The organism is Stenotrophomonas maltophilia, assembly GCF_047782825.1.
GTDB lineage: Bacteria > Pseudomonadota > Gammaproteobacteria > Xanthomonadales > Xanthomonadaceae > Stenotrophomonas.
This window is the reverse complement of record NZ_CP180589.1, coordinates 214,552-240,227: the sequence shown is the minus strand read 5'-3', so window position 1 is coordinate 240,227 and position 25,676 is coordinate 214,552. Positions and strand designations below refer to the sequence as shown.

The following is a 25,676-nucleotide window of genomic DNA, read 5'->3' as shown; positions in this document are numbered from 1 at the left end:
CGCACAATGGCGGCATGCCTGCTGCCACCGAAAAGAAACCCAGCCTGCGCCAGCGCTTCAAGGCGATGCGCAACCTGCCGCCGTTCCTGCGCCAGGTGTGGCAGACCAGCCCCGCGCTCACGCTGACCAGCCTGGGCCTGCGCCTGATCCGCGCCCTGCTGCCGGTGGCGATGCTGTACGTGGGCAAGCTGATCATCGATACGGCGCTGCACCTGAGCCAGCACGGTGCGGGTTTTCCGCCGCTGGGCGAGGCGCTGTCCAGCGGTCTGTTGAATCCCCTGCTGGGCCTGCTGGCGCTTGAATTTGGCCTGGCCATCGCCTCCGACCTGCTCGGCCGGCTGGTCAGCTACGCCGATGCGCTGCTGTCGGAACTGTTCGCCAACGCCACCAGCGTGCGGCTGATGGAACACGCCGCCACGCTGGACCTGGAAGACTTCGAAGACCCGGATCTGCAGGACAAGCTGGACCGCGCGCGCCGGCAGACCATGGGCCGCATGAACCTGATGAGCCAGCTGTTCGGCCAGGTGCAGGATGCGATCACCGTGGCCAGCCTGGCCGTGGGCCTGCTGGTCTACGCGCCGTGGCTGATCCTGCTGCTGGCCGTGGCGCTGGTGCCGGCCTTCATCGGCGAATCGCACTTCAACGCGGCCGGCTACAGCCTCAACTTCCTGTGGACGCCCGAGCGGCGCCAGTTGGACTACCTGCGCCAGCTGGGTGCCAGCGTGGAAACGGCCAAGGAAGTAAAGATCTTCAACCTGCACCGGTTCCTGGTGGAGCGTTACCGGCGGCTGTCGGCGGCGCTGTTCCTGGCCAACCGGGCGCTGGCACGGCGGCGCGCGTTCTGGGGCACGGTGCTGGCGGCGCTGGGAACGCTGGGCTACTACACGGCCTACGCGTACATCGCCTGGCGGACGGTGCGCGGCGACTTTTCGATCGGCGACCTGACCTTCCTCGCCGGCAGCTTCCTGCGCCTGCGCCAGCTGCTGGAAGGCCTGCTGATCGGTTTCTCGCAGGTGGCCAGCCAGGCGCTGTATCTTGACGATCTGTATTCATTCTTCCAGATCGAACCGGAAATCCATTCGCGCGAGGGCGCCGTGGCCGTACCGCGCCCGATCCAGCAGGGCTTCGTATTCGAGAACGTGGGCTTCCGCTACCCCGATGCCGAGCAGTGGGCGGTGCGCCACCTGGATTTCCAGCTGCACGCCGGCGAAGTGCTGGCCCTGGTGGGCGAGAACGGGGCCGGCAAGACCACCCTGGTGAAGCTGCTGGCACGCCTGTACGAACCAGACGAGGGGCGCATCCTGCTCGATGGCCGCGACCTGCGCGACTACGACCTGGACGACCTGCGCGCCAACCTGGGCGTGATCTTCCAGGACTTCGTGCGCTACAACCTGAGCGCAGGCGAAAACATCGGCGTGGGCCAGGTCGAGGCCATGACGGACCAGGCACGCATTGCCGATGCCGCGCGCCGTGGCATGGCCGAAGAGGTGATCGATGCCCTGCCCGGCGGCTATGACCAGCTGATCGGCCGCCGCTTCAAGCAGGGCGTGGACCTGTCCGGGGGGCAATGGCAGAAGATCGCCATCGCCCGCGCGTGGATGCGCGATGCGCAGGTGATGATCCTGGACGAGCCGACGGCCGCGCTGGATGCACGCGCCGAATTCGAGGTATTCCAGCGCTTCCGCGAGCTGGCCGAGCAGCGCACGGCGGTGCTGATTTCGCACCGCTTTTCCTCGGTACGCATGGCCGACCGCATCCTGGTGCTGGCCGAGGGCCGGCTGGAGGCCAGCGGCACCCACGCCGAACTGATGGCCCAGGGCGGACGCTACGCCGAGCTGTTCGAGCTGCAGGCAGCCGGCTACCGCTGAACGGACGTGAGAACGCCTCTCGTTCCGGATAATGAGAACCCCTCTCATTTGAGGTAGAATGGCGGGGACGAATCCATTGCCTGAATGCCCCCATGTCTTCCGCTTTCGGCGCCGAAACGGTGCTTGAGGTCCGCCACTGGACCGATGCCTACTTCAGCTTCACCCTCACCCGCGACAGCGGTTTCCGTTTCGAGAACGGCCAGTTCGTGATGATCGGCCTGGAGACCGAGGCGCGGCCGCTGCTGCGCGCGTACTCCATCGCCAGCGCCAACTGGGAAGAGCATCTGGAGTTCTTCAGCATCAAGGTGCAGGACGGCCCGCTGACCTCGCGCCTGCAGCACATCAAACCGGGCGACAAGGTGCTGGTCGGCAAGAAGCCCACCGGCACCCTGTTGATCAGCGACCTGCACCCGGGCAAGAACCTGTACCTGCTGGGTACCGGCACCGGCATGGCACCGTGGCTGTCGGTCATCAAGGACCCGGAAACCTACGAGCGCTTCGAGAAGGTGATCCTCTGCCACGGCGTGCGCTACGAAAAGGACCTGGCCTACCGCGATTATTTCGAAAAGGAACTGCGCGAGCATGAGTTCCTGGGCGAGATGATCGGCGACAAGCTGCTGTACTACCCGGCCGTGACCCGTGAGCCGTTCGCCAACCAGGGCCGCCTGACCCAGCTGATGGAAAGCGGCGAGATGCAGCGCACCCTGGGCCTGCCGGAACTGAGCCCGGAGAACGACCGCGCAATGATCTGCGGCAGCCCGCAGATGCTGGCCGACCTGCGCGCCGTGCTCGATGCGCGTGGCTTCCAGGTGTCGCCGCGTATCGGCCAGCCGGGCCATTACGTGTTCGAACGCGCCTTCGTCGAAAAGTAAGCCCTGCACGCCCCTCTTGCGCGGCCGCTGCTGTGGCGGCATCGTCTGCACTGCACGGGCCGCCGGCCCGACCAGGGGAACAGGGATGAAGATCAGGCGGCTCCCGCCGTGGATGCGGGCTGGGGTGATTGCGGGCGTGCTTGCGGCGATGGCGATTCCGGCCTGGGCCGCGTCACCCGCGCCCGGCGACGTGCCGCCGCAGGCACTGGGCAATGACCGCCAGGGCAAGCCGGTCAACCTGGCCGACCAGCGCGGCAAGGTGGTCATCGTGACCTTCTGGGCGTCCTGGTGCGGCCCCTGCCGCAAGGAACTGCCGATCCTGGCGCACCTGCAGAAGGTGGTCGGCGAGGACGCGATGAAGGTCTACGCCATCAACTGGGGCGAGCCGCGCAACGACGTCAACCGGCTGGTGCGCCACCGCGACTGGCCGAAGCTGGAGTACCTGCACGATCCGCGTGGCGCGCTGGCCGAACAGTACGGCATCGCTGCCGTGCCGCACATGTTCATCATCGGCCGCGATGGACAGGTGGCCCACGCCCATCGCGGCTACAGCGAAGCCAGCCTGCCGGGCATCCTCGAGGAAATCATCGAAGCGCTGCCCGAGGAAGTCCGCAACCGCCAGTCGCAGGCCACCGCCGCGGAAAGCTGAGAGCGGCCTGCGCGTGCCGCCGCTTACAGCAGCGCGTCGATCGCTCCGCGCAGCTGTTCGGGCTTGGTGGTCGGGGCATAGCGCGCCACCACCTGGCCCTGGCGGTCGACCAGGAACTTGCTGAAATTCCACTTGATGCGGGCGATGCCCAGCAGCCCGCGCTTCTCGTGCGACAACCAGGCCCACAGCGGGTCGGCGCCTTCGCCGTTCACCTCGATCTTCTGCGACAACGGGAAGCTGACCGGGTAATCCAGTGAACAGAACTGGCGGATCTGCGCCGCATCCCCCGGCTCCTGCGCGCCGAACTGGTTGCAGGGGAAGCCGATCACCACCAGGCCGCGATCGCGGTAATCCTGCCAGAGCGCTTCCAGCCCGGTGTACTGCGGGGTGAAGCCACAGCGGCTGGCGACATTGACCAGCAGCAGCGGCCGGCCCTTGTACTGGGCAAGCGCCTGCGGCTGGCCGTCCAGGTCCACGAAGCCGAAGTCGAACGCGTTGGGCATGGCAGCGATCCGGGTGGGGAGGCCCATGGTAATCGCAGCCCACGCCGCGCGGCGCGCCGGGCATGCCTTTTGACACAAGTGGCGCCGGCGGCCGGCGGGTTACCCTCGGGCACTTGTTTGCCTTACCGGAGTACCGCCTTGACCACCCGCCTTGCCCTTGCCGTGGCCATGACCCTCGGCCTTGCCCTGCCCGCCTATTTGGCCAGCGCCGCCCCGGCTGCTGCCGCCAACGCCCAGCAGGCCAACCCGTTCTTCGCCGACAGCCCGCTGCCGCTGCACTTCCCGCAGTTCGACAAGATCAAGGACAGCGACTTCGCCCCGGCCTTCGACGCCGGCATGGCGCAGCAGCTGAAGGAAGTGGACGCGATCGCCAACAACAAGGCCAAGCCGACCTTCGACAACACCATCATCGCCCTGGAAAAGAGCGGTGACGTGCTGGACCGTGCGACCACCGTGTTCTTCAGCCTGGTCGGCGCCGACACCAACGATGCGCGCAAGAAGCTGCAGGCCGACTACTCGGCGAAGTTCGCCGCGCACAGCGATGCGATCGCACTGAACGGCAAGCTGTTCGCCCGCATCCAGGCACTGTATGACACCCGCACCCAGCTGGGCCTGGACGCCGAAGGCGTGCGCCTGGTCGAGAAGTACTACGACAACTACGTGCGCGCCGGCGCCAAGCTGTCCGAGGCCGACAAGGCCACGCTGAAGAAGATGAACGCCGAGCTGGCCAACCTGGGCACCAAGTTCAGCCAGAACGTGCAGTCGGAAGTGAACGCTTCGGCGATCACCGTCGACGACGTCAAGCAGCTGGACGGCCTGTCCAAGGAGCAGATCGCCGCCGCCGCCGAAGCCGCCAAGGCCCGTGGCCTGGACGGCAAGTACGTGATCACCCTGCTCAACACCACCGGCCAGCCGCCGCTGACCAACCTGGCCAACCGTGCGCTGCGCCAGAAGATCTACGAAGCCTCGGTCAGCCGTGGCAGCCGCGGCGGTGAGTTCGACAACACCGCGCTGGTCTCGCGCATCATGCAGCTGCGCGCCGACAAGGCCAAGCTCATGGGCTTTGCCAACTTCGCCGCCTACAACCTGACCAACCAGACCGCCAAGACCCCCGAAGCGGTCAACGCGATGCTGGGCAAGCTGGCCCCGGCCGCCGTGGCCAACGCCAAGCGCGAAGCCGCCGACCTGCAGGCGATGATCGACAAGGAACAGAAGGCCGCCGGCAAGGCCACCTTCGCCCTTGAGCCGTGGGACTGGGCCTTCTACAGCGAGAAGGTGCGCCAGGCCAAGTACAACTTCGACGAGTCGCAGCTGAAGCCGTACTTCGAGATGAAGAACGTGCTGGAGAACGGCGTGTTCTACGCCGCCAACCAGGAATTCGGCCTGACCTTCAAGCAGCGCACCGACCTGCCGGTGTACCACGACGACGTCACCGTCTATGACGTGTTCGATGCAGACGGCAGCCAGCTGGCGATCTTCATCTTCGACCCGTACGCGCGTGCATCCAAGCGCGGTGGCGCCTGGATGAACTCCTACGTTTCGCAGTCCAAGCTGACCGGCTTCAAGCCGGTGGTGGCCAACCACCTGAACATCCCCAAGCCGCCGGCCGGCCAGCCGACCCTGCTGACCTGGGATGAGGTGAGCACCACCTTCCACGAATTCGGCCACGCCCTGCACGGCATGTTCTCCAACGTGAAGTACCCGTACTTCTCGGGCACCGCCGTGCCGCGCGACTTCGTCGAGTTCCCCTCGCAGGTCAACGAGATGTGGGCCGACAACCCGGCCATCCTGAAGAACTACGCCAAGCACTACCAGAACGGTTCGGCCATGCCGCAGGCGCTGCTGGACAAGGTGCTGGCCGCGGCCAAGTTCAACCAGGGCTTCGCCACCACCGAATACCTGGGTGCGGCGATGCTGGACCAGAACTGGCACCAGCTGGCGGCCGACAAGGTGCCGGCGGCCAAGGACGTGATGGCCTTCGAGCGCGCCGCGCTGGAGAAGGACGGCATCTACTACGCGCCGGTTCCGCCGCGCTACAAGACCCCGTACTTCAGCCACATCATGGGCGGCTACTCGGCCGGCTACTACGCCTACATCTGGTCGGAAGTGCTGGACGCCAACACCCAGAAGTGGTTCCGCGAGAACGGCGGCCTGAGCCGCAAGAACGGCGACCACTTCCGCCAGACCCTGCTGTCCAAGGGCGGCAGCGTCGACGCGATGGAACTGTTCCGCAATTTCGCCGGGCATGAGCCGCAGATCGAGCCCCTGCTCGAGAAGCGCGGCCTGACCTCGGGTGACAGCAAGAAGTAAGCGTCCGTTCCAACGACGCGCTGTACGGAAAACGCCCGGCACTGCCGGGCGTTTTTCATTGCGTCTCGAGCAGGGCCCGTACCATCATCGCCTGCACAGCTTCGGATACAACGACGCCGCCGCAATGAACACCCAAGTCATCTCAGTCCTTCACAAGCCGCAACGCCCGAGCGGTGATCTCGATCAGTCCATCGGCCAAGTAAAGCCGAACTATGTTCCGTTGAACTTCGACATGGCATGTCTGGACGGTGTGCAATTTTCTGCTCTGCCGGCTTGGTCTGCGGACCTTCTCCTGGGTGACTGTGCCCACCGACGCAAGCCGTTGACCGCGGGTCTTAAGCGTTGAATCGAAGGAAATCCTCGACTGTTCCGCGCCCACCTTTGGCGGCCAGCTAACTCGACCGCGCAGCGTCAATCGCCCACCATGGATACCGATTCGGCGACGACCTCAATCAGCCCATCCTTCAGATAGATACTCACGGATCGTCGACTGACGTCTACCCTGCAGTTCTGGACGTTCCCGTACCTCTCATCTCGGGCCAGATTCAGCATATCCAGCGTTGCGAAGGACGATGCAACACCCGCCAGATGAAGGACGACGGCTACCCGCTCAAGTGAATCTTGACTTCTGCAGATCAACAACTTCAGCGAACAAGTACGCTCAGGTACGCAAAACTCAACCTCAACCAGCACCGAGCTATCCAAGTCCAATTCAACAAGCTCCTTGAATGAACTGATCAACTCCACGCCCTTCACATCACCGCACTCAAACATCATCAACCCCTGGTCAATCGCGTGGAGCGGGCAGAAATCTCGATCAGCCCATCGACCAAATAAAGCCGTACCACTCCCCTGCCCACATCGACCCTGCAGTTCTGGACATTGCCCGCTGAAGAATTATCAAAAAGAGCAGGGAAATCCAATCTTGTCAGGCAGCTTGCGACCCCCTCAAACGACAGCGTTACGGCCACTCGATCCTGAGACTCTTTAGTGTCGTACATCTCCAACTTGACCACACAAGTCTCGTCCCTAACAGAGAAAAAGATGTCAATGAGGACAGCGTCATGAAATTCAACACCCCTCAAATCACTAAATGAAACAACACTCATTTCTTCACCCTCCGATCAGCCAGCCAAAGAACGCACCAATAACTATGAATGTACTTCCCATGGTGGCCGCCTTTGCACCAGGAGTCATCTCAGGAACAACCATCCGCTGCGACGGGCTTGGCGTCGGTGCGGGAGCACCCGCAAACCCATTCCGCAACGCACATTGCTGAATGTGCCAAGGCGGGTCCTCCCAAACACCGCCATGCGACTCTTCACCGTTCTCGCCACATACCCCCTCGTCTCCGCTACGGCACTTCCAGTGAAGGTGACGAACTCGCTGGCCAGTCCGCATGTCCAGCCTATAGTCAATACGAATGCTGCAACCCTTGCCGCATTCTATCCACTGCTTACCGCTCTTGTGATCGCCCAACTCTCGATCTGATAGGCCGAATGGATCGGCATGAACCAAGGGTGAAGAAGAGGCGTATCCGTACGTGCTCGGCCCGGCTGCCAGTCCAATGGGATCGCTCTGCGCATATCGCCCTGTAGATGGCTCTAAATCCCGAAAGTAGTTGTAGTTCATCCCTGTTGCGGGATCGTACCGTTGGCCTGGAAATCGAAGGTCGAATGATTGCCTAACCCCATCTTGATCAGGATCCTCCGACGGCACTCCACTGCCAAATGACTCTCCCAGCAAACTCCAAACCCAGACGGGCACGTCACGCTGCGGGTCAATCACGGTGCGCGGCGAGCCCAGATGGTCGGGCTCGATATAAAGGAGCTTTCCCGATTGGATCAGGCCAACCGGCTTCGTGCCCAGCCATACAACCTGCTGAATGGGTTTGCCACCGTCATCGTAGCTACCGAGCCACTCACCGCCTTTTCCATACAAGTGTAGTGCTGTACTGGAGTCAGTCTGCTGATACACCCGCTGACCGGCCGCATTATGAAGGTAGCGACTCACACCACCATCGGCATTGGTCGCATCAGCTAGACGACCGGCAAGATCATACCGGTACGCCCAGCCATCTCCGATGCGCAACGTACTACCAGCCTCATCGTAAGATCGTGCTACACCATCTACCCCAATCAGCCTATGGCTATCTGCAGCGTAAGCATAATGCTGCACGCCAGCCGCATTGCCAAAGCTCAATCTATTGCCCGTCGAGTCATAGCTGTACTGCTCGATGACCGCGCCGGACTCTGCGTCTTCGAAAGAGGTCACACGACCCAGTGCGTCGTAAGTGAGGACTACGCTTTGATCCTCGTGGCGACGATCTACCAAGGTTGAGATGTTACCGGCCGCATCCAGTCCCATATTGACGTCCATACCGTTCCGATCATCACTGATCGCCACGGGCCGGTAGTCCATATCATGCTCATACTTGAAGCGCCGGCCATTGCCATATGTCCAGGACTGCAATGGCCCAAAGGGCAGTGCCACAACACTGTGCAGAAGCACTTCACGCACACCCCCCGACGGGGTTACACCTATAGTGGTGATCTGACCGAGTCCGTCATACGCATAGTCGACCACACTGCCATCCGGATAGGTCATGGAACGGATACGACCTGACGATTCATAACTGTAACGCAGGACTAGCTCTTGTCCGCCAGTGCGCTGCACGCGACGCAACAGGTCGCCCGTCTGGTCATAGCAATAATCAGTGCGACCACTACCATCAATCACGCTTCCCAGCCGCCCCATGCCTGACCGCTCGCCTGGCGGGCATTTGAGGGATGGCTGGTCATAGACGTATTGGACGTCGGACTCCGGATCATCGAAGCGCGTGGCAGTCTGGCGCCCCACCGGATCGTACTCGAAGCTCACCACGACCCCGCGAGCATCAGTGCGCGTCAACTCCCTTCCGAGACGGTCATGCGTGAAACGAGTAACGCCTGTGTCGGGGCTGGATTGCACTTCAAGCTCACCGAAGCCATTGTAGGCATAGGTCGTGGTCAGCCCCTTCGGATCCAACACCTTCTCCAGCAGCCCCTCCGGACCATATCCGTAGCGAACCTGAGCCCCGATGCCATCGACGTCGTGCACGTGTTCGATGGGGCGCCCAGCGCCGTCATAGTGCGCGCGCGCCACCACACCAAGCGGATTCTGCTCCTCCAAGGGCGAACCATTGGCATCGTAGCGAACGTGAGTCGCGTGACCCGACGCTCCGGCAATACGTATCATTCTGCCAGACGCATCAAACCTCCGTTCAAGCGTCTTCTTCAGACTCCCGTCGCTGTCCCGAACGTCTTCTTGAATCTGGTTTCCAGCGCTATCCAATGCATAATTGATGCGGTTCCCAGCGGCATCCTCAACCGCAATGAGACGGCTTGCACTGTCGTAATGCCTGGCAGCCCAGGTTCCGTCAGGCTCCACGATGCGAGCTATCTGGCCCATGCTGTTGTACTCATACAGACGAATGCGATCACGAGAGGGCGCGTCACCCTTGATCGTCTCACTCAGCACTCGGCCGCTGGCATCGTACAACTGCTCGACTACCAGCCCATCAATGCCACGCACCTGCAGCGAACGCCCCGCGGCGTCGTACTCCAGGTACTCGGTGCGGCGGCCCAGCGCGTCGATTTCCGCCGCCAGATCGCCCTTCCGATAGCGGCAATCGCCATTGCCATCGCAACCAGCATCATTGACAGCGTAGTACTCGAAACGGGTCAGCGCCCCGGCAGAATCGCGCCCTGAAAGCTTCAGCCCGGCCAGCGGGCATAGCCCTGGACTGGCGGCCGCGTCTGCATCTGTGCAATAGGTGTTCTGGATCTGGCGCACGTTGGCCGGTGCTGTGGCCAGTGAGCCGCAGAGATAGTCGACGGTCTGCTTGACGTCGTACTGGCAGGCGAACAGCAGACGCCCCTGGGCATCATGTACCTGACGGGACAGCATCGACAGCTGCTCCCCCTCCGGAGTCTTTTGGCTCGTGCTCTGCTCGACTACGCGGTTGTCTGCGTCACGCGTTACGCGGCTGATCCTCCCGATGGATTCCTCAGTGCGAGTGACAATCTGGGAGATCGGGCCACTGCTCCGGTCGACATACGAGATAGAAGTGACGTTGCCAAGTGCATCAGCCTTGGAGGTCAGTCGCCCCATGGTATCGAAGGTTAGATTTCTCGCGCCGAGCGAATCTACCGTCTTGGTGATCGCACGGTACTGGCCGCCACTGATAGTGTGCTGACGGACCTCACCAAGACTGTTGATCGAGGTCGCGGTGCCATCGCCGTTGTACGTAATTCGTACTCCATCAACGCTTGCGCCATCCGCATGCAGTTCGCTGCCCGTTACTTTGCCGTTGGCATCATACGTAAAGGTGGCATAACGCGTATCGCCTTCGATGATCCCCGTCAGAAGGTGCCGACCTTCAGCGGGTGCATGCCCATCCTCTGCATAGAGGTAACTGCGCGATGAGCCGTCGGGCCGCACCACATTCGTCAGATTACCCTCGGCATCGTAGCTGTAGATCGCGCGAGAGCCATCTGGCAGCGTAATCGAGATGAGCTTGTGGTGGTCGTAGCCGAATGTAAGAAAACGGCCGGTTCCATCTACGACCCGCTCAACTCGACCTTTCGAATCGTACGAGAGCGCAACGCTACTCATCGGCACTCCCGTTTCGACTGCCGTTAACTTTCCGTATGGATCGTAAACACGCGACATGCCTTGTGCGTCGACGAGTATGTGCGAATAGTCTGGCTGCCGCCGCAACGTCTCGCCAGCCGCCTGGCTTCCCCGGCCTCGATAATACGTTTGCAGATGACCCCGCTCCGTTATTCTGACGTCCCCTTGCGCTGTAACATAATCGGAGTAGCTGTGCGACCAGCCTGCGCCGAGCTCTGACCCTGCCTGCAACTGCCCCAGGGAATGATAGTGCCGGGAAAACCCCCTGCCTGCGAAGATGAAGTCCTCCTCATCACGCACTTTGTCTCCGGTAGCCGGGAAACATGGATTGCTGTTTATCGGACAGGATTCAGTCTGGGATGGATAGTGGACGTATATGGTTTCCGTTTTTCCCGGGTAGGGAGTACAGACATATGGCCAAAGGTAGTTCCTATCACCCGGATGATACGCGGGATCAAATTGAGTAAACGTCTTGAAATTCGCAGGGCAATTGAAGAAGACATTCTTCGTCACCGACCCTGAGGATTTCGTCTGACTACCACTTCCGCAGTCCTGCGTATACTGGTATTTTTTTCCATAGAGAAAGTCGGGACTCGAGTACGACTCCATCCCCGAACTCACCCAATGGCCAGAGATAATTGGAGGGCGCTCCGGGTAACTACCCGTAATGCTATCGAGAGAATGCTTACACCAACCATTTACAGCATTCAGATATGCGAGAAAACCATTGACTGCTTCCTCGGCACTTTTGCAGTAGTGGTCCGCGTATTTGCCCGGCACCGCCGCCGCCTCGCACACTCCGAACCGCGGCCCAGGCCAACCGACAGAGTATCCCGTTTGAAAGAACTTCTCCGGCAATTGATTTTCGACGTAATAGTGAATTTGAAGACTGGGCACGGGACCCACCAGCCGGGAGGACATGGTCGTCTGCTTTCGCTTCAAGAAGCGGCCATAGGGCGACACTTTGCGCATTTGCGCTTCGGCCTGGACAAGGGTCGGAAAGCAGCCTCCTTCGTGCCCAGTGAGGCAAAACCTTGGCTCCACTCCCTCTTGGGCACTTAAGCGCTGAGAGAAAAATAGAGCTCCCAGCAAGTAGAGCGAGTACACCACCATCGTTTTCGTGTTCAATTTCCATCCTTGTGCCGCCCCAGCGACGCCATAGGCTTGTGAGGCATTGACTTGACCCCGACGCAGGAACGGCACTTTCATTAAGCTCGCGGCCAGCAAACAAGATTGAAGGCGACGGAGTCGCAGGGCCATCCGCATCACTCGCAGTCCGGCGCATACGCAACGGGCTGAGGGCGAAACTGTCGTGCCCTAGGGATCGTCTGAGCAGATCGCGCTCAGTGCTGAATTCATGAGGCACGCGCGTTCTACGCGTGCTCGACGCAGAAAATTTCATTGAAAAATGGGTTTTGAAGGTGCCGTTGGGCTCCTTCAGGCGGATTTATCCCTGGGCCGGCAAGAACTGCCGGCGCGTCATCCATAGATTGGATAGGGCGAATAGTGTCAGCACCTGAGCGTTGTTCTTGGCCAAGCCCCGGTAGCGCACCTTGGTGTAGCCGAACTGCCGCTTGATGACCCGGAATGGGTGCTCAACCTTCGCGGGTATGCTGGCTTTGCAGCTCTCCCAGCGCTCTTCCTGGTGACGAGTCCGGGCGCTCTTGATCGCCTTCACTTTGCCGCGCTTTTTCGCAATGAAAAAGGCCGCCTTGCAGCCCTCCAGCTCTGGCCGGGTGTCTGCCCCGGTATAGCCGCTGTCACCGAAGACACAGTCTTCCTTGCCATGAAAGAGCTTGTGGGTGACCGTTACGCCCCCGACGTTGGCTGCCGTGCATTTGGCATGGTGTACGAGGCCGGAGAACTCATCCACGCCGATGTGCGCCTTCATGCCGAAGTACCATTGATTGCCCTTCTTGGCCTGTTGTATTTCCGGGTCCCGCGCCTTTTCAGCATTCTTGGTTGAGCTCGGCGCATGAATGATCGTGGCATCCATGATCGTGCCGGTGCGTAGGCTCAAGCCCTTACGCCGCAGATATGCATTGACGGTCTCCAACATGTCCGCCGCAATCCCATGGGTCTCCAGCAACCGGCGGAAGTTGAGGAACGTAGTCTCGCCAGGAATTCACTCCACGCCGTTGATGCTGGCGAGACGCCGCATCGCAGGCGTGTCGTACAGCACCTCCTCCATTGAAGGGTCACTCAGGGCGTACCACTGCTGAAGAAGGTGGATGCGCAGCATCGTCGCCAATGGATAAGGCTGACGACCGCGCCGTCCGGTCAGCGGATAGTGCGGCTCGATCAGCGCCAGCAGCTTCTTCCAGGGAACCACCTGATCCATCTCATTGAGGAACAGCTCGCGGCGCGTCTTCTTGTGCTGGCTCAGGCCTTCGGCATCCCCGAATGTCAGCTGCATGGCGGGTCTCTCAACGTCGATCTGATGGACCTACAGCTTGCCGGCCAGCGGCCGGCACTACCATCAGATTTCTTGCATATTTGTTCAGACCTTCCCTAGGATCAAACATACCCATCTGCATCCGCCGCAAGGCTGCATGCGTCAGCGCATTTCGCTTGCAGCACATTAGCTGCAGCGCAACCCAGGCGCTCTCAGTCGGCGAGAACTCTCGGCCGACTGCTATGCCTACGTTGAGAATTCAGGCGGTCGCTCCAACGACGCGCAGTACGAAGGGCGCCCGTCGTCGCTGGGCGTTTTGTTGACGCCGAAGGAGCGCCGAGCCATCCCCGGCAGCGGCAAACACACCAGACTCAACGCGGCGCCACATACCCCCCAGGCACGCCGTTCGGCGACAGCACCAGCTGCCACAGCTGCGCGTGCCGGCAGCGGAAGGACGCCATCGACCCGGCCAGGTAGAACCGCCACATGCGGCGGAAATGCTCGTCATAGCGCGCGTCCAGCCGTGGCCACGCCGCCTCCACGTTGCGCCGCCAGGCCTGCAACGTCAGGTCGTAGTCGGTGCCGAAGTTGTGCCAGTCCTCCAGCACGAAGCGCCCTTCGAAGGCGCGGGTGATCTGTACCGCGGAAGGCAGCATCGAATTGGGGAAGATGTAGCGGGCGATCCACGGGTCGGTGCGGTGCCGCGACACGTTGCTGCCGATGCTGTGCAGCAGCAGCAGGCCACGCGGTGACAGGCAGCGCTGGGCCACTTCGAAAAAACGGGCGTAGTTCTTCTCACCCACGTGTTCGAACATGCCGATGGAAAACACCGCATCGAACGGTTCGTCCAGTTCGCGGTAATCCTGCAGGCGGATCTCGATCGGCAGACCGGCGCACAGCTCGCGCGCGAACTCGGCCTGTTCCTGCGAAATGGTCACGCCCACGCCACTCACGCCGTAGCGCTCGGCGGCAAACTTCAGCGCTTCACCCCAGCCGCAGCCGATGTCCAGCACGCGCTGCCCCGGGCGCAGGCCCAGCTTGCGGCAGACCAGGTCCAGCTTGGCCTCCTGTGCGGCATCCAGATCGACCGCGTTGCGCCAGTAACCGCAGCTGTAGACCAGGCGCTGGCCCAGCATGGCCTGGTACAGGTCGTTGCCCAGATCGTAATGGCGGCGGCCGACTTCGTAGGCGCCCTGCCCGGCCTGCAGGTTGAACAGTCGCGCCTTCAGCGCATCGGCCACTTCGCGCCAGCCATGCACGCGTTCGTCCAGATGCGCCTGCATCAGGTGGACCAGGAATTCGTCCAGGACGTTGGCATCCCACGCGCCATCCATGTAGCTCTCACCCAGGCCGAGCGAGCCGTGCGCCATGACCCGCGCGAAGAAGCGCGGGTCATGCACCTGGATGTCCTGCGGCTGGGTTCCGCCGATGCGGATCCCGGCTTCCTGGAGCAGGCCGGCAACCCGCTCCTGCAACCCTGTGTCCACATGCCCTCCGTCTGCGGTCACCCGCGTGCGAACAGCTCCACGTAGTCCTTGGCCACGTACGGCAGCAGCACGGCGGCAGGCACGTCGGCGGTCTGGGTGCCGTCCGAATACGGCCCCACCTGATAGGGCGGGAACACGAAACGCAGGGCGGTGATCTGGCCCTTGTCGTCGGCCAGCGGCTGGAACTGACTGAAATTATCGGCCTGCGGACCGGTGCCATCGGCAATCATCCGCGATGCATTGCGCAGCGTCTCCTGCAGCTGCGCCGGGTCCATGTCCTCGCCGCTGAGGCGGGTGGCCACGCGCTCGCGCAGCTGGTCGGCCACGAAATCGCTGATCGCCTTCCAGCCCTTGCCGTCGGTCACCAGCTTGTCGGCGCTGAGCATCTGTTGCTGCTGCGGCAGCCACACGAAGCGCGCCACCAGCGGTTCGCCATGGGCGCCACCGGTGTAGCGGCTGCCATCGGCACTGACCACCACCAGCTGCGGGGTTTCCAGCACCTTTTCGAAGCTGAGCGACAGCTCGTAGGGCATGGTCGGCTTGTCGTTGCCCAGCCCGTCCAGTGCCTGCTGCAGGTCGCTGCGGGCGGCGGTGGCGTAGTTCTGCAGCGCGCGCGCCAGGCCCGGGTAACGGTCGATACCGGCCGGGTAGCTGATGCCCACCGCTTCGCGTTCGTTGTTCTCGACCACATCGCGCAGATCCAGCGGCGCTTCCGCAGCGGGTGCGGGGTCGGTGGTGGCAGCGCTGGCGTCGGCGGCCGGCGCCGCATCGGTGGCCGGAGCCGCCTCATCGTTGCGCTGGCAACCGGCCAGCAGCAGCACGCCCATTGCACCGGCCAGCACGCTGGCGTGCAGCGGCCGGTTGTTTCCAATCTTCATCGGGATCCCCTGTTCATGTTCGTACATCATCGCCTGCGATGGCTGAAGCGTGGCCCGCTGCATTCAGCCTACCAGCAGGTCGTGAAACTCCTCGTGGCGCTCCAGGAAGGCCTCGGCGTAGGCACAGGCCGGCACCACCTTGTACTTGTGCTCGCGGGCGAAGCGCAGCGCGACGCGGGTCAGTTCCCCCGCGATGCCCCGGCCGGCGATCGGCTCGGGCACTTCGGTGTGGGTGATGACCATGCGCCGTCGCTTGACCTGGTAATCCAGCACCGCCCGCTGCCCGCGCACGTGGGCGGTGAAGCGATGGTTGGCCTGGTCGTGCTCGACCTCGTAGGCCAGACCGGGGGGCGTGACCGAAGCCATGGGGCTGTCTCCTGCGGCGACTGCGTGGATGGTGCGCACGCGGGCGCCATGATCGCGTGAAGCCTGAACAGGGGCAAGTCTGGTCCGTTTACGTCACTTCCCGCCCTCAAGCTGCAGCCACTGCGGCCGCTATCCCCTCTGGAGGGATACGACCTGACTGGCACGCCCCTTGCGAGACAAGACCCTGCGTTATGCCTTGGAGGCCTGCAATGCACCCCAGCGATTCCCATACCGACACCGACCACGCCCTGCTGGAGGGCCTGCTGCAGCTGGCAGTGGAAGGACAGACCGAGGACCAGGCGTTCCAGCGCATCGGCGAGGAAGTGTTCTCGCGGCTGCTGGATACCTACGGCCAGGAAAGCCGCGCGGCCTGAGCCGCCTGGCGGGTCGGATCCGGCAGGACCCGACCCGCGGCCGCCTTCAGCCGCCCAGGCTGAAGGTCGGGTTGGACAGCTGGCCAAGGAAGTGGCCGAAGATGGCCGGCTTCATTGCCAGCATGAAGATCACGCCGAACGCCGCACCGGCCAGATGGGCGCTGTGGTTGATGCGGTCACCGCCGCGCTTGTCCATCCAGATGCTGTAGCCGACGTAGAACACGGCATAGATGATGGCCGGCGCCGGAATGAAGAACACCAGGATGATCGTCCACGGGCTGAGCAGGATGAAGGCGAACAGCACCGCCGACACCGCACCCGACGCCCCCAGGCTCAGATAGTTCGGGTTCTTCTGGTTCTTCAGGTAGCTGGGCAGGATCGAGACCAGCAGCGCCCCCAGGTAGAACGCCGGATAGGTCAGCCAGCTGCCGGTCAGCCCCACCATCACCTTCTCGATCTGTCCGCCGAAGAAGAACAGCGTGATCATGTTGAAGATCAGGTGCGACCAGTCGGCATGGATGAAGCCGTAGGTGATCAGGCGGTCGTACTGGCGATGGCGGTCCACCGCCGGCGGCCACAGGATCATGCGGTCGGCCAGCTTGCGGTTGTTGAACGCCATCCACGACAGGAGGGCGGTGATGGCGATCAACAGCAGATTGACGGGGGTCATGTCAGTTCAGGCTCAGGCGGTACGGTAGTTGTCGACCATACGATAGCGTTTCGCGTACCAACCGAAGGCCAACGCCGCGACGAATGCGAAACCGGCGAAGAAGAACATCAGGAACGCCGCCTCGCTCAGGCCTGTACTGGCGATCTGGTGGGTGACCGCATCGTTGCGCACGGCTGCATTGGACAGCAGCACCCACAGGTTGCCGATGGTGGTGGTCAGGTTCCAGAAGCTCATCACCACGCCCTTCATGGCCTGCGGGGCCTGGCTGTAGGCGAACTCCAGACCGGTGGCCGACACCAGCACCTCACCGAAGGTCAGCAGCGCGTAGGGCAGCATCTGCCAGAAGATCGACATGGCGTTGCCACCGTCCATCACCACCTGGATGCCACCGACCACGACCCAGGCCAGGCCACTGAAGGCGATACCGGCGGTCATGCGGCGCAGCGCGGTCGGCTCGAAGCCGAAGCGGCGCAGCGCCGGGTACAGCACCAGGTTGTTGAACGGAATCAGGATCATCACCAGCAGCGGGTTCAGTGCCTGCATCTGCGAGGCGGTGAACCAGCTCGGCATCTGCATCTGCTGGCCCTGCAGGACCCAGGTCGATGCTTTCTGGTCAAACAGCGAGAAGAACGGCGTGGTCAGGGCGAAGATGACCAGCACGCGCAAGACCGAACGCACGCCTTCCACAGCCTCGGCCGGGTGCTGGGCGCGGGCACGGTCCAGCTGCAGCCAGGTGCCGCCGCCGATGCCGGCCAGGATGGCCACCAGCGCCAGGCACAGGCAGATCACGATGCCCAGCGAACCGACCAGGCCGAACGAGGCGGCGGCCAGCACCAGGCCGGCAATGGCCATCACCAGGCCCGGACGGCCCTGGCCGGCCACGCGCGCGGTCAGCGCGGTGCGCACCACGTTGGCGAACGAATGCGGATCCTTCGGCGGCAGCGGCACCAGCACATAGCGCTTGCGGCCCAGCCAGAACACGAAGGTGGCGACGAACATCAGGATGCCGGGAATACCGAAGGCCCACTGCGGGCCCCAGTTCTTCAGCACCAGCGGGATCAGCAGCGAGGCGAACAGCGAGCCGAAGTTGATGATCCAGTAGAAGGCGTCGAAGACGATCTTGGCCAGGTGCTTGTTGCTCTGGTCGAACTGGTCGCCCATGAACGAGGCCACCAGCGGCTTGATGCCACCAGCACCCAGCGCGATCAGGCCCAGGCCCAGGAAGAAGCCCTCGCGGCTGTTCTCGAACAGCGCCAGGCAGAGGTGGCCGGCGCAGTAGACCAGGCTGAACCAGAGAATGGTGTGGTACTTGCCGAAGAACCTGTCGGCCAGCCAGCCACCGAGCAGCGGGAAGAAATACACGCCGATCATGAAGCTGTGCATGATGTCCTTGGCTTCACCGGCGCGGCCTTCTGCAGTGATTTCCTGCAGCAGCAGCGAGGTGATCAGGAACTGCACCAGGATGTTGCGCATCCCGTAGAAACTGAACCGCTCGCAGGCCTCATTGCCGATGATGTACGGAATCTGGCGCGGCATCTTTCCCTGGCCGGCGATGGGGGCGACTGCGTCGTGGCTCATCCTGTAAGGCATTCCTGCAAAGCGAAAGGCGCAAGGTTACCGGAACCCGGGCTTCCGAAGCACGCTGCAGGGCTGCATGACAGCGCCGCAAATCCATGGCAGGACGCGACAACCCTGCCGGAAGTCACGGCACCTGCACGGCAAAAGCGTAAACTTATCGTTATGCGCCGCTTCCCCCCTGCCCCCCTCCTGCTTGGTTGCCTTGTGCTTCTGCTGGCCGTTCCCGCGTGGGCGCGTCCGCAGGCGGCGCCGGTGCCGGGAACGGCGGACACGGATGCCCGGCAGCTGACAGTGGCCGCACTGGAGCTGCCCAGCCGCGACGACGCGCAGTGGAAGCAGCGCCGCGAACAGGTGCTGCAACTGCTGACCGAACTGCAGCCGGACGTCATCTCGGTGCAGCAGGTGCTGCAGCAGCAGGGCCGCAACCCGGCCTGCTGGCTGGCCAGCCGGCTGCGCTATAGCTGCGATTTCGTCACCGCCGATCCACCCAGCCAGACCCTGCGCCATGGCAACGCCATGCTGACCCGGCTGCCGGTGAGCGAGGATGGCGTGACCCTGCTGCATCCGCCCGGCACCTTCAGTGCCGCCGGCATGATGCGACTGAAGCTGGGCGAGGCCCTGGTGAACGTGTACGTGGCGCGCCTGCGCCCGGAGCCGGACGATGCCACTGCGCGCCAGCACCAGACCAGCGACCTGATGACCTGGATCGGCGCCACCGCCGAAGGCATGCCCAGCCTGATCGCTGGCGACTTCGCCGCCAGCACGCCCGAACTGGTGCGCAGCACGCCAGGCTTCCAGCCGGCCCGGCGCAATCCTGGTGGCAGGCCGGAGGCCCCGGCAGCCAGCGGTGGCGGCGCGACCGGCCATGGCCTGGACGTGCTGTTCCAGGTCAAGCACTTCGGCGGCATCCGCCAGCAGGCGATCCTGCTGCCCGCCGACGGCGACCTGCCCGGCCTGCGCCTGGGCGTGATGGCCACGCTGCGGCTGCAGGGTGTGCCGGCTACAACCGAATAGGTGGTGCCGGCCGCTGGCGGGCAGATGCGGTCACAGGAAAACAAAAAGACCGGGGTTTCCCCCGGCCTCTTCATTTCATCCCATTACCGCAATCAGGCGATTGCTTCCTGGTAACGACGCTCGACTTCGTTCCAGTCGATCACGTTGAAGAATGCGCCGATGTATTCCGGGCGACGGTTCTGGTACTTCAGGTAGTACGCGTGTTCCCACACGTCCAGGCCCAGGATGGGGGTGTTGCCTTCCATCAGCGGGCTGTCCTGGTTGCCGGTGCTTTCCACCACGACCTTCTTGTCCGGGGTCACGCTCAGCCAGGCCCAGCCGCTGCCGAAACGGGTAAGCGCAGCCTTGGTGAAGGCGTCCTTGAACTTGTCGAAACCACCCAGGTCCTTGTCGATGGCCTTGGCCACGTCACCCACCGGGTTGCCGCCCGCGTTCGGCGCCATCACGGTCCAGAACAGCGAGTGGTTGGCATGGCCACCACCGTTGTTGCGCACCGGGCCCTGCAGGTTTTCCGGCAGCGACTTCAGCTTCTTCACCAGCTCCTCAACCGGCAGGTCGGCGTACTCGGTGCCTTCCAGCGCAGCGTTGACGTTGTTGATGTAGGTCTGGTGATGCTTGGTGTGATGGATTTCCATCGTCGCCGCATCGATGTTCGGTTCCAGCGCGTCGTAGGCGTAGGACAGCTTGGGCAGGGTGTAGGCCATGATGCATCTCCTGATAGCGAGGGCACCCGACGGCGTCGTCGGGCGGTGCGCGTTGAATGATGGGGACAGACCGCAAGATTACCAAGGGGGATGTAAAGGAAATTGCGTCCTGCGGGTGATCACACCGGCAATTGTTACGCAGCGGTGACGCGGCCGCGCATCCTCATGCACCATGCAGCGCCCAGGCGCTACAGTGCACGCACCACTCTTGCCTGCCCTGGCCCATGCGCAACCCCCGGCTGCTGATCACCGCCATCGCCCTGCTCCTGCTGGGCCTGGTCGCCAACCATTTCCTGCAACGCCCACCGGCCCCGCAGTTCGCACCCGACCTGCAGGGCAGCGCGGCCACCGCGCCAGCCGCAGCCAGCAGCCGCCAGGCCCGCAATGATGGCCTGCCCGGCTTCCTGCCGGCCGAAGCGCGGCAGACCATCGCCCTGATCCAGCGTGGCGGCCCCTATCCGCACCGCCAGGACGGCAGCACCTTCGGCAACCGCGAAGCGCAGCTGCCGCAGCGCCCGCGCGGCTACTACCGCGAATACACCGTGGACACCCCCGGCGCACGCACGCGTGGCACGCGCCGCATCGTCACCGGCGGCGACCCGCCGGAAGCGTGGTACTACACCGACGATCACTACGCATCGTTCCGCAGCTTCACCGTACCGGCCCCGGGAGAACACCGATGAGCCATGATGATTTCGGCCTCGGCCTGCACGACATCAACAACGCTGGCGTCTACGCCATCGACACCGGTGACATCGGTGCACTGGCCGCGGCCATGCGCGATGCGTCGCTGAAGGTGATCCGCATTGATCTGCAGGGGGTGACCGACAAGCGCACCCTGCTGGCGCGGCTGGCCGCACAGATGGATTTCCCGGCCGGCTTTGGCGGCAACTGGGATGCACTGGCGGACAACCTGCGGGATCTGCAGTGGCTGCCCGCACCGGGTTATGCGTTGTTCCTGGCGGATGTGGACGCACTGCGTGCCAGCACCGGCAAGGACTTCGACACGCTGCTGGATGTGCTGGACGAAGCCAGCCGCGACTGGGTGGGGCGTGACGTGCCGTTCTGGGTGTTTCTCTCACAGAGCGAGTAAACGGTAGCGCCGGGCCACGCCCGGCGAGCGCGCAGCGCGGCATGCGGCGGACAGTCCGCCGTTACCGGCTGCCGTTATCTTCCTGCAGTTCTTTTTTGAACGGGATGTCCGGCGGTGGTCGTGCCACGGCCGGCTGGTCCTGCATGTTCGGATCGGTCAGGCCACAGCCACCACCGGCCTGCAGGATGGAGATCACGCAGGAAATCTTCGTGCTGGTGCCCGGCAAGGGAATCTCCATGGCCTTGACGCCCTTGCGCACCCATTCGGCCAGCAGCGATTCCTGCGGCACCCAGTATTTGTCGAACGAGGTGGGCGTGTAGTCGTACGGCGGGCGCTTGAGCCATCGACCCGACTCGGCGATGCGCTCCTTGGTCCAGCCGTCGTTGGCCCCGCCCGGTGCACCACGCTCGGCGGCCCCTTCGCCTTCCTGGCCCGGCACGCGCACGCTGCCATCGGCATTGAACAGGCCCTGCCCGGCACCGCGGGTGCTGGCCTGGGCGGCGCCCTGCTGCGCGCCATCGCGGTTGCGGCTGGACGCGCCCCAGTCATCGCCCTTGGCAGGCGTGGCCCAGTTGCCCGGATTCGGCGCCGGCCGCGCACCGGCCTGCGCGGGCGCGCTGGCGGTGGCCGCAGGGCGTGTGTTCGTCGCGCTGGACGCGCTGGCACTGCCGGCCGGCGATGGCGTCGCCGTGGCGCTGCTGCCACTTGACGGCGAAGGTGCCGCCACGGGGGCATTGGCCACAGCGCGTTCGCGCACCTGCACCTCGCGCCCCGCCGGCGCACGTACGCTGGGCTCGCGCCCGGGCACGGCGGCCATGCGCACCTGCGGATCGACCACGGCCTGGACATCGCGCTCGCGCACCTGCAGTTCGCGCTGCGGCAGCTGCACCTGCACGTCGGCCGTGCGCAGCGCCTGCTGCACGACGGGCGCTTCAACGGTGGTGATCTCGCGTTCGCGCACCTGCAGATCGCGCTGCTGCGGTGCCGGTAGCGCAAGCGCCGGTGTGCGCACGGCCGGCAGCGACGGCGCCTGCACGGTCTGCACGCTGCGCTCGCGCACCGCCGGCGTGCTGTCTCGCGGCACGATGTTCACTTCGGTGCGCGGCACGCTGACCGGCGGCACCACGAAATCGGTGGTGGCCTGGGCCACTTCGGTCGCCTGCACCGGAACCGGCGGTGGCGCAGCCTGCGGTGCAGGTTCGGCTTGCGCAGGTGGCGCGGCACTGGCAGCCGGCGGCGCTGCGGCCGCCGGGACCGGCGCAGCCGCTGCAGCCGGTTGCGGACGCGGCGCGCTGGCTTCGCCGGCGTCCTGGCCGCTTGCCACCGCACCGGCAGCCGCCGCCGCGGCAGCCTCCGCGCCGGCCCGGTCGCCGCCACCTTCCTGCGCGCCACGGCCAACGAATTCGATCTGCACGCGCTCGCCCTCGGCACCTGCATCCTCCGGCGCCGTGGTGCGGATCACCGCCACCCACAGCAGCAGCACGAAGAACAGCAGGTGCAGCAGCGCGCTGGCCAGCGCCGATGTCCAGCGCATCCAGCGCTGGTCGCGCGGGGCCGGATCCCAGTCCTGCCAGAACAGCCGCCGCGCTGCAGCCCACGGGCCCAGCGCCGGCACGCGGCCGGGGCGGCCCGGCAATGGCCGCGGCAGCAACACCGCGATCACGTCGCTGGCATGGAACGGCCGCGGCAGCGGCTTCAACGAGCGCAGCCAGATCGCCCAGCCGTACGGCAGGCGGGTGCGCTTTTCGAGGATGAGGGGGTGCTGCTGGCGGGCCAGCAGCAGGTCGATCAGTTGCTCGGCTCTGGGCAGAGGCACGCGTTGGCGATCAGGCGGCGTTGCCGCGGGGAATGTACGGCGCGTGCCCACTGTCGTGGTCGGTCGCGTCGCGCACGGCGGTCACGCCCGGCACGCGGCCCATCAGGGTCTTCTCGATGCCCTGCTTGAGGGTGACATCGGCCATGCCGCAGCCCTGGCAGCCACCACCGAAGCGCAGCAGCACCACGCCGTCGGCGGAAACTTCCTGCACCGCCACCTTGCCGCCGTGGGAGGCCAGCTGCGGGTTGACCTCGTTTTCCACCACCCAGTGCACGCGCTCCACCAGCGAGGCCGCTTCGCCGGGCGCTTCGCCCTTGATGCGCGGTGCCTTGATGGTCAGCTGCTGGGTGCCGGCCGCGCCGGGCACGATGTCGATCTCGGCACCGTCCAGCCAGGCCACGCTGCGCGCGTCCACATACAGGGTGAAACCATCGCAGTCCACGGCCCACTCGTCACCGGACAGGTCGCTGGGTTCGGCGAACTCCAGACGGGCGTCGGCGCGCGGGGTACCGGGATCGACCGCGCTCAGGCGCACGCCCATGCCGGGCACGCCCTCGCGTTCGATCAGCTTGCGGAAATGGGTCTGGGCAGTGTCGGAGATCTGGATCATCAGGCTATTCTAGCCAAGTCAGCGTCGGCCGCTCATTCGGTTTATACACCGGCCGGCGCATTGTTCAGTCAACACGAGGTGGAGGAACCCATGTCCGACCTGATTCCGCTGGCACAAGCCCGTTGCGTGCCGCGAAAGGGCAGCGACCACAAGCTGGGCGAAGCCCGCCTGGCCGAACTGCTGCCGCAGGTGCCGGGCTGGGAGCTGGCTGAAGCCAGCCAGGCGCTGGTGCGCACGTTCCGCTTCAAGGATTACTACGCCACCATGGCCTTCGTGAACGCGCTGGCCTGGATCGCCCACCACGAGGACCACCACCCGGACCTGGGCGTGCATTACGACCGCGCCGTCGTGCGCTATTCCACCCACGACGTGGGTGGGCTGAGCGAGAACGACTTCATCTGCGCGGCCAAGACTTCGGCCCTGACGGAGCACGTGAAATGAACGTTCGACTGCTGAGCCTGTCCCTGCTGGCCGCCACCGGCCTGGCCGGCTGCGGTTCCTCCGAACCACCGGCACCGCCGGCCGCACCGCCCACCGAGGTGGCCGCGGTGAAGACCCCGCCGCCGCAGTACCCGCTGGAACTGGCCTGCATGGGCGTGGGTGGCACCAGCACCTTCAAGGTCACCATCGGTACCGATGGCAAGCCCAGCGAGGTGGCCCTGCTGACCGGCGCGGGCAACCCGCAGCTGGACGAACTGGCGCGCACCGCGGTGCAGGGCTGGCAGTTCAAGGCCGCCACCCGCAATGGCGCGGCCGTGCCGGCCACCATCCAGGTGCCGGTCAGCTTCAACCCGCCGCAGCCGAAGCCGGACCAGTGCTTCGCCATTGAAGAACGGATGCGCCGCGGCGGCTGACCGCCGCCCCGTGACCCGGCCAGCCGACGCCCGCCTCCTCGCCCTTGCCGCCCCGGCCACTGCCGGGGCGTTCGCTGAACGACCAGGAACGCGTCGGTAAATGCTGCAGATCTCCCCGGAAAACTTCTGGATCGCCCTGGCGGTCACTCTCGCGGCCGGCCTGGCCACCGCCCTTGGCAGCCTGCTGGTGCTGTTCTCGCGGCGCCCCAGCCCACGCCTGCTGGCGTTCGGCCTGGCCTTTGCCGGCGGCGCGATGGTGTATGTGTCGCTGTCGGAAATCCTGAACAAGTCGATCGCCTCGTTTGCCCTGGCCTACGGCGAGCGCAGCGGGTTCACCTACGGCACCATCGCCTTCCTGCTGGGCGTGCTGGCGATCGTGGCCATCGACCACCTGATCCCGAACCCGCACGAGACGCTGGATTCGAAGGAACCGGCATTCCGCGACAACAACAAGGCCTACATCAAGCGGGTCGGCCTGCTGACCGCCGTGGCGATCACCGCGCACAACTTCCCGGAAGGCCTGGCCACCTTCTTCGCCACCGTGGAAAGCCCGTCAGTGGGCATGCCGCTGGCCTTCGCCATCGCCATCCACAACATTCCCGAAGGCATCGCGATTGCGGTGCCGGTGTATTTCGCCACGCAGAGCAAGCTGCACGCCTTCGCCGCCAGCCTGCTGTCGGGCCTGGCCGAGCCGGTGGGCGCAGTGCTCGGCTACTTCCTGCTGAAGGGTTCGCTGTCGCACGCCACGTTCGGCTGGGTGTTCGGACTGATTGCCGGCGTGATGGTGTTCCTGGCGCTGGACGAGCTGCTGCCGGCGGCCAAGCGTTACGCCAAGGGCCACGAGACCGTGTATGGCCTTGTGGCGGGCATGGGCACGCTGGCGATCAGCCTGGTGCTGTTCAAGTGGTGAGGGGTTTCGCAACGCGCATCCACGCGTGGCGTGGATCTACCGCCCCCAGGT

21 protein-coding genes and 1 pseudogene are annotated in these 25,676 nt (G+C 64.3%); 11 read left to right on the top strand and 11 right to left on the bottom strand.

The window, feature by feature from the left end:
* Positions 1-14: 14 nt before the first annotated feature.
* From ACM2ZB_RS01095 to ACM2ZB_RS01085, 3 genes are all read left to right on the top strand, one after another.
* Positions 15-1,868 carry an ABC transporter ATP-binding protein gene (locus tag ACM2ZB_RS01095; protein WP_313437635.1) on the top strand — a complete coding sequence of 618 codons (1,854 nt, stop codon included), beginning with the start codon at positions 15-17 and terminating at the stop codon, positions 1,866-1,868.
* 92 nt (positions 1,869-1,960) lie between these two features.
* Positions 1,961-2,740 (top strand): ferredoxin--NADP reductase, encoded by a 780-nt coding sequence (locus ACM2ZB_RS01090; protein WP_049444779.1) that lies wholly within the window; start codon positions 1,961-1,963, stop codon positions 2,738-2,740.
* An 85-nt stretch (positions 2,741-2,825) separates the two neighbouring features.
* Positions 2,826-3,389 (top strand): TlpA family protein disulfide reductase, encoded by a 564-nt coding sequence (locus tag ACM2ZB_RS01085; RefSeq protein WP_416057086.1) that lies wholly within the window; start codon positions 2,826-2,828, stop codon positions 3,387-3,389.
* A gap of 23 nt (positions 3,390-3,412) precedes the next feature.
* On the opposite strand, the gene ACM2ZB_RS01080 is transcribed toward ACM2ZB_RS01085, so the two are convergent.
* The gene (locus ACM2ZB_RS01080; protein WP_416057085.1) at positions 3,413-3,892 is read right to left on the bottom strand and encodes a glutathione peroxidase; all 480 of its coding nucleotides are present in this window, start codon (positions 3,890-3,892) and stop codon (positions 3,413-3,415) included.
* A gap of 138 nt (positions 3,893-4,030) precedes the next feature.
* On the opposite strand from ACM2ZB_RS01080, the gene ACM2ZB_RS01075 reads away from it, so the two are divergent.
* Positions 4,031-6,202, top strand: coding sequence for a M3 family metallopeptidase (locus ACM2ZB_RS01075; protein WP_416057084.1), 2,172 nt, complete (start codon positions 4,031-4,033; stop codon positions 6,200-6,202).
* Positions 6,203-7,315: 1,113 nt separating this feature from the next.
* Here the strand turns inward: ACM2ZB_RS01075 and ACM2ZB_RS01070 are convergent.
* From ACM2ZB_RS01070 to ACM2ZB_RS01050, 5 genes and pseudogenes are all read right to left on the bottom strand, one after another.
* Entirely contained in the window at positions 7,316-12,085 is a 4,770-nt protein-coding gene (locus tag ACM2ZB_RS01070) for an RHS repeat-associated core domain-containing protein (RefSeq protein ID WP_416057083.1), read from the bottom strand.
* A 238-nt stretch (positions 12,086-12,323) separates the two neighbouring features.
* Positions 12,324-13,292: pseudogene (locus tag ACM2ZB_RS01065) on the bottom strand (IS5 family transposase).
* A 350-nt stretch (positions 13,293-13,642) separates the two neighbouring features.
* Positions 13,643-14,758 carry a cyclopropane fatty acyl phospholipid synthase gene (gene cfa / locus ACM2ZB_RS01060; protein WP_416057082.1) on the bottom strand — a complete coding sequence of 372 codons (1,116 nt, stop codon included), beginning with the start codon at positions 14,756-14,758 and terminating at the stop codon, positions 13,643-13,645.
* Between the two features lie 17 nt (positions 14,759-14,775).
* Positions 14,776-15,663 carry a PdaC/SigV domain-containing protein gene (locus ACM2ZB_RS01055; RefSeq protein WP_416057081.1) on the bottom strand — a complete coding sequence of 296 codons (888 nt, stop codon included), beginning with the start codon at positions 15,661-15,663 and terminating at the stop codon, positions 14,776-14,778.
* A gap of 36 nt (positions 15,664-15,699) precedes the next feature.
* Positions 15,700-16,002: a GNAT family N-acetyltransferase gene (locus ACM2ZB_RS01050; protein WP_416057080.1), complete on the bottom strand. Its 303-nt coding sequence runs from the start codon at positions 16,000-16,002 to the stop codon at positions 15,700-15,702.
* 209 nt (positions 16,003-16,211) lie between these two features.
* Between ACM2ZB_RS01050 and ACM2ZB_RS01045 the strand changes: the two genes are divergently transcribed.
* The gene (locus tag ACM2ZB_RS01045; RefSeq protein WP_313437657.1) at positions 16,212-16,376 is read left to right on the top strand and encodes a hypothetical protein; all 165 of its coding nucleotides are present in this window, start codon (positions 16,212-16,214) and stop codon (positions 16,374-16,376) included.
* A gap of 46 nt (positions 16,377-16,422) precedes the next feature.
* Here the strand turns inward: ACM2ZB_RS01045 and ACM2ZB_RS01040 are convergent, their stop codons facing one another.
* A complete protein-coding gene (locus ACM2ZB_RS01040; RefSeq protein ID WP_313437659.1) occupies positions 16,423-17,046 on the bottom strand; it encodes a rhomboid family intramembrane serine protease in 624 nt (207 codons plus the stop codon).
* Between the two features lie 12 nt (positions 17,047-17,058).
* Positions 17,059-18,624: an oligopeptide:H+ symporter gene (locus ACM2ZB_RS01035; protein ID WP_416057079.1), complete on the bottom strand. Its 1,566-nt coding sequence runs from the start codon at positions 18,622-18,624 to the stop codon at positions 17,059-17,061.
* A 162-nt stretch (positions 18,625-18,786) separates the two neighbouring features.
* Here ACM2ZB_RS01035 and ACM2ZB_RS01030 point away from each other — a divergent pair, with 162 nt between their 5' ends.
* Positions 18,787-19,638, top strand: coding sequence for an endonuclease/exonuclease/phosphatase family protein (locus ACM2ZB_RS01030; RefSeq protein ID WP_313437665.1), 852 nt, complete (start codon positions 18,787-18,789; stop codon positions 19,636-19,638).
* Between the two features lie 92 nt (positions 19,639-19,730).
* On the opposite strand, the gene ACM2ZB_RS01025 is transcribed toward ACM2ZB_RS01030, so the two are convergent.
* Positions 19,731-20,342 (bottom strand): superoxide dismutase, encoded by a 612-nt coding sequence (locus ACM2ZB_RS01025; RefSeq protein WP_079222465.1) that lies wholly within the window; start codon positions 20,340-20,342, stop codon positions 19,731-19,733.
* Between the two features lie 224 nt (positions 20,343-20,566).
* Between ACM2ZB_RS01025 and ACM2ZB_RS01020 the strand changes: the two genes are divergently transcribed.
* Together ACM2ZB_RS01020 and ACM2ZB_RS01015 are read left to right on the top strand one after the other, a co-directional pair.
* The gene (locus ACM2ZB_RS01020; RefSeq protein WP_313437668.1) at positions 20,567-21,025 is read left to right on the top strand and encodes a ribonuclease domain-containing protein; all 459 of its coding nucleotides are present in this window, start codon (positions 20,567-20,569) and stop codon (positions 21,023-21,025) included.
* Entirely contained in the window at positions 21,022-21,435 is a 414-nt protein-coding gene (locus ACM2ZB_RS01015) for a barstar family protein (RefSeq protein WP_313437670.1), read from the top strand. The genes ACM2ZB_RS01020 and ACM2ZB_RS01015 overlap by 4 nt, the downstream gene beginning before the upstream one ends.
* Before the next feature lie 61 nt (positions 21,436-21,496).
* Here ACM2ZB_RS01015 and ACM2ZB_RS01010 read toward each other — a convergent pair whose 3' ends face one another.
* Complete coding sequence (locus ACM2ZB_RS01010; RefSeq protein WP_416057078.1) at positions 21,497-23,251, bottom strand: hypothetical protein; 1,755 nt, start codon at positions 23,249-23,251, stop codon at positions 21,497-21,499.
* Positions 23,252-23,261: 10 nt separating this feature from the next.
* Positions 23,262-23,861 (bottom strand): NfuA family Fe-S biogenesis protein, encoded by a 600-nt coding sequence (locus ACM2ZB_RS01005; protein WP_313437673.1) that lies wholly within the window; start codon positions 23,859-23,861, stop codon positions 23,262-23,264.
* Positions 23,862-23,951: 90 nt separating this feature from the next.
* Between ACM2ZB_RS01005 and ACM2ZB_RS01000 the strand changes: the two genes are divergently transcribed.
* From ACM2ZB_RS01000 to zupT, 3 genes are all read left to right on the top strand, one after another.
* The gene (locus tag ACM2ZB_RS01000) at positions 23,952-24,302 is read left to right on the top strand and encodes a 4a-hydroxytetrahydrobiopterin dehydratase (RefSeq protein ID WP_416057077.1); all 351 of its coding nucleotides are present in this window, start codon (positions 23,952-23,954) and stop codon (positions 24,300-24,302) included.
* Positions 24,299-24,715, top strand: a complete 417-nt coding sequence (locus ACM2ZB_RS00995) for an energy transducer TonB (protein ID WP_313437674.1) — start codon at positions 24,299-24,301, stop codon at positions 24,713-24,715. The genes ACM2ZB_RS01000 and ACM2ZB_RS00995 overlap by 4 nt, the downstream gene beginning before the upstream one ends.
* A 100-nt stretch (positions 24,716-24,815) precedes the next feature.
* Complete coding sequence (gene zupT, locus ACM2ZB_RS00990) at positions 24,816-25,625, top strand: zinc transporter ZupT (protein WP_313437676.1); 810 nt, start codon at positions 24,816-24,818, stop codon at positions 25,623-25,625.
* Positions 25,626-25,676 lie beyond the last annotated feature (51 nt).

Coding starts and splice junctions, on each gene's coding strand:
- ACM2ZB_RS01085 (WP_416057086.1), top strand. CDS start 2,826: ATGAAGATCAGGCGGCTCCCGCCGTGGATGCGGGCTGGGGTGATTGCG.
- zupT (WP_313437676.1), top strand. CDS start 24,816: ATGCTGCAGATCTCCCCGGAAAACTTCTGGATCGCCCTGGCGGTCACT.
- ACM2ZB_RS01070 (WP_416057083.1), bottom strand. CDS start 12,085: ATGAAAGTGCCGTTCCTGCGTCGGGGTCAAGTCAATGCCTCACAAGCC.
- ACM2ZB_RS01020 (WP_313437668.1), top strand. CDS start 20,567: ATGCGCAACCCCCGGCTGCTGATCACCGCCATCGCCCTGCTCCTGCTG.
- ACM2ZB_RS00995 (WP_313437674.1), top strand. CDS start 24,299: ATGAACGTTCGACTGCTGAGCCTGTCCCTGCTGGCCGCCACCGGCCTG.
- ACM2ZB_RS01080 (WP_416057085.1), bottom strand. CDS start 3,892: ATGCCCAACGCGTTCGACTTCGGCTTCGTGGACCTGGACGGCCAGCCG.
- ACM2ZB_RS01045 (WP_313437657.1), top strand. CDS start 16,212: ATGCACCCCAGCGATTCCCATACCGACACCGACCACGCCCTGCTGGAG.
- ACM2ZB_RS01090 (WP_049444779.1), top strand. CDS start 1,961: ATGTCTTCCGCTTTCGGCGCCGAAACGGTGCTTGAGGTCCGCCACTGG.
- ACM2ZB_RS01000 (WP_416057077.1), top strand. CDS start 23,952: ATGTCCGACCTGATTCCGCTGGCACAAGCCCGTTGCGTGCCGCGAAAG.
- ACM2ZB_RS01095 (WP_313437635.1), top strand. CDS start 15: ATGCCTGCTGCCACCGAAAAGAAACCCAGCCTGCGCCAGCGCTTCAAG.
- ACM2ZB_RS01030 (WP_313437665.1), top strand. CDS start 18,787: ATGCGCCGCTTCCCCCCTGCCCCCCTCCTGCTTGGTTGCCTTGTGCTT.
- ACM2ZB_RS01035 (WP_416057079.1), bottom strand. CDS start 18,624: ATGAGCCACGACGCAGTCGCCCCCATCGCCGGCCAGGGAAAGATGCCG.
- ACM2ZB_RS01055 (WP_416057081.1), bottom strand. CDS start 15,663: ATGTACGAACATGAACAGGGGATCCCGATGAAGATTGGAAACAACCGG.
- ACM2ZB_RS01040 (WP_313437659.1), bottom strand. CDS start 17,046: ATGACCCCCGTCAATCTGCTGTTGATCGCCATCACCGCCCTCCTGTCG.
- ACM2ZB_RS01005 (WP_313437673.1), bottom strand. CDS start 23,861: ATGATCCAGATCTCCGACACTGCCCAGACCCATTTCCGCAAGCTGATC.
- ACM2ZB_RS01025 (WP_079222465.1), bottom strand. CDS start 20,342: ATGGCCTACACCCTGCCCAAGCTGTCCTACGCCTACGACGCGCTGGAA.
- ACM2ZB_RS01050 (WP_416057080.1), bottom strand. CDS start 16,002: ATGGCTTCGGTCACGCCCCCCGGTCTGGCCTACGAGGTCGAGCACGAC.
- ACM2ZB_RS01015 (WP_313437670.1), top strand. CDS start 21,022: ATGAGCCATGATGATTTCGGCCTCGGCCTGCACGACATCAACAACGCT.